Annotated in this window: 4 protein-coding genes and 1 pseudogene; 2 read left to right on the top strand and 3 right to left on the bottom strand. The window is 53.0% G+C overall.

Annotated elements, in window-relative coordinates:
* The 3 genes and pseudogenes from BUB22_RS11435 to BUB22_RS11425 all read right to left on the bottom strand — a co-directional run.
* Positions 1–557 (bottom strand): annotated as a pseudogene (locus tag BUB22_RS11435) (hypothetical protein); the annotation flags it as partial.
* A 302-nt stretch (positions 558–859) separates the two neighbouring features.
* On the bottom strand, positions 860–3,547 hold the full coding sequence (gene leuS, locus BUB22_RS11430) for a leucine--tRNA ligase (protein WP_073115227.1): 2,688 nt from the start codon (positions 3,545–3,547) through the stop codon (positions 860–862).
* Between the two features lie 118 nt (positions 3,548–3,665).
* Positions 3,666–4,358: a hypothetical protein gene (locus BUB22_RS11425; RefSeq protein WP_139258974.1), complete on the bottom strand. Its 693-nt coding sequence runs from the start codon at positions 4,356–4,358 to the stop codon at positions 3,666–3,668.
* Positions 4,359–4,510: 152 nt separating this feature from the next.
* On the opposite strand from BUB22_RS11425, the gene BUB22_RS11420 reads away from it, so the two are divergent.
* Both BUB22_RS11420 and BUB22_RS11415 read left to right on the top strand, forming a co-directional pair.
* Positions 4,511–5,524: an outer membrane beta-barrel protein gene (locus BUB22_RS11420; RefSeq protein ID WP_073115225.1), complete on the top strand. Its 1,014-nt coding sequence runs from the start codon at positions 4,511–4,513 to the stop codon at positions 5,522–5,524.
* A gap of 138 nt (positions 5,525–5,662) precedes the next feature.
* On the top strand, positions 5,663–6,505 hold the full coding sequence (locus BUB22_RS11415; RefSeq protein ID WP_072809496.1) for an outer membrane beta-barrel protein: 843 nt from the start codon (positions 5,663–5,665) through the stop codon (positions 6,503–6,505).
* Positions 6,506–6,593: the final 88 nt, after the last annotated feature.

Raw genomic sequence — 6,593 nt, 5'->3', positions numbered from 1 at the left:
GGAATGGATGGAAGAAAAAGCTTACTTAACCGAGAAGGAAATGGAAAAATCTGCTTTTTGTGCATGAATTTACAGAAAAAGACTTGCCTAATCGAGTGCCAATCTGTATAATCTTGTAGCAAACTATTAAGCCAATCATATTTATGTTCATGTTCCTCATCATCAATGGAGCTTACATCATAATCAATCTTGGCTTCAACCTGATAATCTTTATAAGCATCAACGCCTTGCACAATAAGGCTGTCTAGGTTTTGCTTTATCTGAACAAATTTTTCATATATTTCGGTTTCTAGTTTACGGATATGCTGGTCAAGCCGAATCAACTTATCAACATTCTCTTTCGTCCACTCGAATTCATCGTTCAATTTAAGCAAACGATCAAAAAGAAACTCTTTGTTCACCTCAGCATAACGCAATTGCGATTTACTGTATTTTCCAAATACTTTTTCTTCTTCATTAGACTCACAATAGCGTTTCATCCTTTCGACTTTTTCGAAACCACCCTCAACATTCTTGTAGAAATTTTCCAGAATATCCCATTTAACGGGACGAGCCAATCGAAACATATTATGGTTCATAACAAATCACTCTGTTAAGTTTATTCATTAGTAAATATACAATCCGAGCATAATATTTTATTGCATAACACAAAATAAAATTGTGTATTCTGTCCACTCATTTCAGGGCGGGCGGGTGGGATAAAGCCCAGGCGTTACGGGCGCGGCGACTGAGCGCCCGTTAGAAGGGGTAGCGGAAGACCCGACCAGGGCGGGTTATATAAAAGACGCCCACTCAAATGAGTGGGCGTGATTATAAGGGTGGGGTCGGGGCTGAAGCGAGGGGGATTCCTCCCCCTTTATTACTTCACCACGATGTTGACCAACTTACCCGGCACAACAATCGACTTGACGACCTGCATACCCTTGGTGAATTCCTTCACGCGGTCGTTGTCCATGGCGAGCTTTTCCAAAGCGGCCTTGTCCATGTCCTTCGCGACAGATGCCTTCGCGCGGACCTTGCCGTTCACCTGGAACACGACCTCGACGGTGTTTTCCACGGCTTTGGAGTGGTCGGCTTCGGGCCAGGCGACGTTCGTGAGCGATTCGTTGTGACCGAGGATGCTCCACATTTCTTCGGCGATATGCGGGGCAAACGGGTGCAACAGCTTGACGAAGGTTTCGCACGGTTCGCGGTAGCGCTTGTCCATCTTCATCATTTCGTTGTTGAAGATCATCAGCTGGCTAATCGCGGTGTTGAAGCTCATGTTTTCGATGTCGCTCGTGACCTTGATGACGGTCTGGTGCATCACCTTCTCGATGGCTTCAGGGGCAGTTTCATCAACGAACACCGGGGCTTCGTCAGAATCACCCACCACAGAGCGCCAGGCACGGCCGAGGAAGCGGTTCATGCCTTCAATGCCCTTGGTCTGCCACGGCTTCACGGCGTCGAGCGGGCCCATGAACATTTCGTACAAACGAAGGCTGTCGGCACCGTAGTCGCGCACGACGTCATCGGGATTCACGACGTTCTTCAGGGACTTACTCATCTTCGCCACGATCTGCTTGAGCTCGATGTCGGTGCCCTTCTTGAAGAACTTTCCGTTCTTTTCTTCCACTTCGTCGGTCGGGACCTTGGAGCCAGCGGCATCTTCGTAAGCGAAGGCGAGAATCATGCCCTGGTTGAAGAGTTTCTGGAACGGTTCGTCGGTAGAGACGAGGCCAAGGTCGAAGAGCACCTTGTGCCAGAAGCGGCTGTAGAGCAGGTGGAGCACGGCGTGTTCGGCACCGCCCACATAGAGGTCCACCGGCATCCAGTACTTTTCGAGTTCCTTTGCCACAAATGCATCGCCGTTGCAAGCGTCGATGTAGCGGAGGTAATACCAGCAAGAACCTGCCCACTGCGGCATGGTGTTCGTCTCGCGGATACCCTTGCGGCCGTTCTTGTCCGTGACCTGGAGCCATTCAGTGGCGTTTGCGAGCGGGGACTGTCCGCCGTCACCCGGCTTGTAGTCCTTGAGTTCCGGCAAGAGCACCGGAAGTTCGGAATCATCGACGGTAGATATTTCGCCGTCTTCCCAGTGGATAATCGGGAACGGTTCGCCCCAGTAGCGCTGACGGCTGAAGAGCCAGTCGCGGAGCTTGTAGTTCACGGTGGCCTTACCGATCTTGTTCGCTTCGAGCCATTCGATGACCTTCGCGATGCCCTGCTTCTTGTTGAGGCCGTTCAGGCAAAGCGTGTCGTTCTGGCTGTTGATGTAGGTGCCGTCGGCAGCCCAGCAAGCTTCGCCAGCGAGAACCTTCGGGCGAACGTCCTCGGGGCAGCTTGCATCGGGTTCCATGATGCAGATGACCGGCAGATTAAACTTCTTCGCGAAATCGAAGTCGCGGGTATCGTGGGCAGGCACGGCCATGATAGCGCCGGTGCCATAGCCCGTCAAAACGTAGTCAGCGACCCACACCGGAATCTTGGTGCCGGTGAGCGGGTTCACGGCGTAGCTACCGGTAAACACGCCGGTCTTTTCCTTGGCGAGTTCCGTACGGTCGAGGTCGCTCTTCAAGGCGGCGGCGTGCACGTATTCTTCCACGGCGGCCTTCTGTTCGGCAGTCGTGAGTTCCGGCACCATCGCGTGTTCCGGGGCGACGACCATGTAGGTTGCACCGAACAGCGTATCGCAACGGGTGGTATAGACGCGGAGCTTCTTTTCGGTCGGCTTGCCGTTAGCGTCGGCAATCGGGAAATCCACTTCGGCACCGTAGCTCTTGCCAATCCAGTTCTTCTGCATGTCCTTCACGCCCTGCGGCCAGTCAAGCTTGTCGAGGCCCTTCAGCAGGCGATCGCCATACAGCGGAATGCGCATGAGCCACTGCTTGAGGTTACGGCGTTCCACTTCCTTGGTGCCGCACTTTTCGTGGCTGCCGTCGTTCAAGACTTCTTCGTTCGCGCAAACAATCTTGCAATGCTTGCACCACCACACCTGAGCGTCGGCGTAGTAAGCGAGGCGCTTGGAATCCTTGTACTTGCGGACTTCTTCCTTGCCCTTTGCTTCGACATCGGCAGGAATCGGGAGTTCTTCGATGGGGCGGCCTTTCTGCTGGTCTTCATCGAACCAGGTGCCGTAAAGGCGCTTGAAAATCCACTGCGTCCACTTGTAATACTTCGGGTCGGTGGTGTTGACTTCCTTGTTCCAGTCGTAGCTGAGGCCAAGGCGCTTGATCTGGCGGCGGAAATTGTCGCAGTTCTTCTTGGTCGTGATGGCCGGGTGCGTACCGGTCTGAATAGCGTACTGTTCAGCGGGGAGGCCGAAAGCGTCCCAACCCATCGGGTGGAGCACATTGAAACCGCGGCTGCGCTTGTAGCGGCAGATGATGTCGGTGGCGGTGTAACCTTCGGGGTGGCCCACATGGAGGCCTGCGCCACTCGGGTACGGGAACATGTCCAGGCAGTAATACTTGGGCTTGGACTTATCGGTGCCCGTCTTGAAAGTCTGATGTTCTTCCCAGTAGGCTTGCCACTTGGTTTCGATCTCTTGCGGATTGTACTTTGCCATTTTATCCTCTAGTGCCCCGGCGAAGCCGCGGCCTCTTTAAATTTTTCGGGTGTAAATTTAGAAAGAAAAAGGGATGGCGGTCAGCCATCCCGATGTTCAAAGCCCTTAAATGAGAGCGTTAATCTTCAATTAATTCTCCATCTTCATCGATTATTTCTTCCTCTATTACTTCTTCAAAGCAATCCGGGGCTGAATAATATGCCTGAGGCAACCACTGATCACGTTCATACTCATAGAGGGCGCTTCCATACCAAGGAAACTCCTCGGTAACCTCCGCAGGCGGCGTAAAACAGCACTGATTGTCCTTTTCTGGGTCTGGCTCGCCACATTGTTCTTGCAGAGCAGCATCAAAACGATTCTGTTTTGCAATCAGCGAATCAATCTGTGCCTGATTAGTCCGTTCCCAGACACCATCGCCCTTATACACAAAGGATATTTCACCAGCCTGAGGATTCATTCCTGCCTGGAATATGTTCGACGAACCTTGCTTAACACAAGTGTCACCCACCTGCACGCCGGCAGTATCGCAAGTCAACGAAATATCGCCTTCCACCCAGGAACCGTTTTTACACCTTTTGTATGTATCGTACCCATACTTGGGATTTCCGACCCATTCAACTTTAACTTCACCCTCGTTCTCGGCATTGCAACCATCACCCATAACCGATGAGGAAGAAGCAATTTCATCACTCGAAGAGCCCGGCTGTTCCTCATTGCTCGCAGACGAGGAATCGTCACCGCAGGCGACAAGTGCCATGGAAGCGGCAAGCGCAAGCGAAGCCGCAGAAAACAAAGTCGTTATTTTATTCATAGTCATTCTCCTTTACCCCATCAATCCGTAATATACTATTTTGCCTTTCTGTAGTCCCTTCTGATTTGTAAAGTTTCGTTTACAACATAAATTTATAAGCAGTTCGCCATACAGGCCAGGACTCTCCCCGCCACAAAAACTATATTTGGCGCATGAATTTCTTCAAATCCATACTGGCCTTTGCCGCATTCTCGGCCTCGGTAGCCCTCGCGCAGGGCGAATACCCCGCCGAAACCGATTCCGCATGGATAGCCTCGCAGAACGGGGGCAGCACCGAACTGAATGACGGTTCCGAAGAACCCAACCCCGAATGCATCGGGGACGGCTGCGGAGAACAGGCCGCGCCCGAGCCGGAAAAAGCGGCCGACGCAACCCGCAAGTCTTGGGAAAAGGAAGACGCCAAGGGCCCGGCCGACGAAGACGAATGCACCCCGGCAGACTCCCTGCTCCCCGAATGCCAGGAAGACAACGTCGCAACCTACGATGACGACGCAGACGATGACACCTACGACCGCTATATAAACGACAACTCCGATATTTCCCGTGCAAGCCGCGAAGGGTTCTCCAGCGGATTCTCGCTCGGTTTCAGGGTGGCGGGCGGCCTGAACAAGATTTTCCTGGGCGACGAAATCGATGACTGGGGAATCGGGTACGAGGCCAATGGCGGCATCATCACGTTGACAAAGCTTGGAAATTCAGGGCTGTACGCCTCGGCAGAACTTTCTGTAGGCTACTACCGTTACCGCTACGAGGCCAAACTCGACGAAGAAGACTACAACGAACAGGACGAAGCCACCCTCAACGTGGTGCTATTCGAGGTTCCCGTAGTGCTCAAGTATGCCATCGGTGGCGGAAACCTCACCCTCGGGCTCGGCGTGGATATCGGCCTCAAGCTCACGGGTTCCTCCAAGTTCAAGCAGACCATCGAGACCAGCACGCTCACCGAGACGGACGAATCCGACGACGACCTTATCCCCTCCGCGTTCGTGGAAGTCGGCGGCATCTTCGAAATCGGATACACCATCAACAGGAACTTCTCCGTTGACCTGCGATTCAACCAGCGTGTGCTGAACCTCCTGAACCAGGACGTGGTCGCCGTGACCTCGATGACCGGCATGAAGTTGCTCGCATCGCACGTGACCCTCGGTTTTTCGCTGTATCTCTAGCCTAAAAGCCTTAAAATCGGTATAAAATGCCCCGGATAGCCCCGGCGGCAGGTAAAAAAAAATTTGCCACACTCCCTTTGGACAAAATAAATTTATAATAAGGTGGGTGTTTAACTTTGCTTTTATTATAATTCTAGCATGAAATCGAGAATTGCTCCATTCCTGGCAGCGACATTCCTTGCTGTTTTCACGCCATCCTTCGCGGATGAGTTCGACGAGTTTGACAATGACAACAGTGCGGTTTCTGCCGGCAGCAGTGGCTCCGCGGAAGGGACCAGCTACGACGGTTCGCAGGAAAGCGAGTTCGCTGACGACGAGGAGTACGCGGCCGAATACGCACAGTACAAGAAAGAAAAGACTTCCAAGGCTGAAATCAACCGCCAGCGTACCGAGGGCTTTGCGAGGTCCATCCTCCTGGGCGTGCATGCGAACCTCGGCGTAAACACGCTTATCGGGCAGGATACCGACGGCTGGGGACTTGGTTTCCAGGGATCGGCGGGCGTCCTTGTGACCCTGCCGCTCGGCGTGAAGAACCTGAACATGGTTCCCGAGCTGGTATTCTCGTACCGCCATTATTCCTACGCGGCAGAAACCGACTTCGGCGACGACGAGGCGAGCATCGACGTCATGATGTTCGAAATTCCGCTCATCGTTCGCTACACGTTTGCAGACTACAACTTTTTCGTCGGCCTCGGCCTGAACCTGGGCCTGAAGCTCACCGGTTCTTCTGAATTTACCCAGAACCTGGACATGGGCGACGACGAGACCCGAACGAACACCATCCCGACGACAGGATTTGAACTGGGAGCGGCGCTCGACATCGGCTACATGTTGACACGCTGGGTGCAGGTGAACATCCGCGCCGTGCAAGGATTCACGAACCTGCTGAACCCGACCCTGGCCTCCGGTGGCGAGAAGAAATTCGCAGATGCGAACTTCCTGACATCTTACGTGCAGCTCGGCGTGAGCATGCTGTTCTAGCTAGTTATTAGTCATTGGTCAATGGTCATTAGAAAAAGCGGGTATCAAGCCCGCTTATTTCTTTGATAGGTATGCGTCATCCTCGCGA

It is taken from the genome of Fibrobacter sp. UWCM, assembly GCF_900129735.1.
GTDB lineage: Bacteria > Fibrobacterota > Fibrobacteria > Fibrobacterales > Fibrobacteraceae > Fibrobacter.
The sequence above is the reverse complement of the archived record's forward strand: the minus strand, read 5'-3'. Positions and strand labels throughout refer to the sequence as shown.

Coding starts and splice junctions, on each gene's coding strand:
- leuS (WP_073115227.1), bottom strand. CDS start 3,547: ATGGCAAAGTACAATCCGCAAGAGATCGAAACCAAGTGGCAAGCCTAC.
- BUB22_RS11425 (WP_139258974.1), bottom strand. CDS start 4,358: ATGAATAAAATAACGACTTTGTTTTCTGCGGCTTCGCTTGCGCTTGCC.
- BUB22_RS11420 (WP_073115225.1), top strand. CDS start 4,511: ATGAATTTCTTCAAATCCATACTGGCCTTTGCCGCATTCTCGGCCTCG.
- BUB22_RS11415 (WP_072809496.1), top strand. CDS start 5,663: ATGAAATCGAGAATTGCTCCATTCCTGGCAGCGACATTCCTTGCTGTT.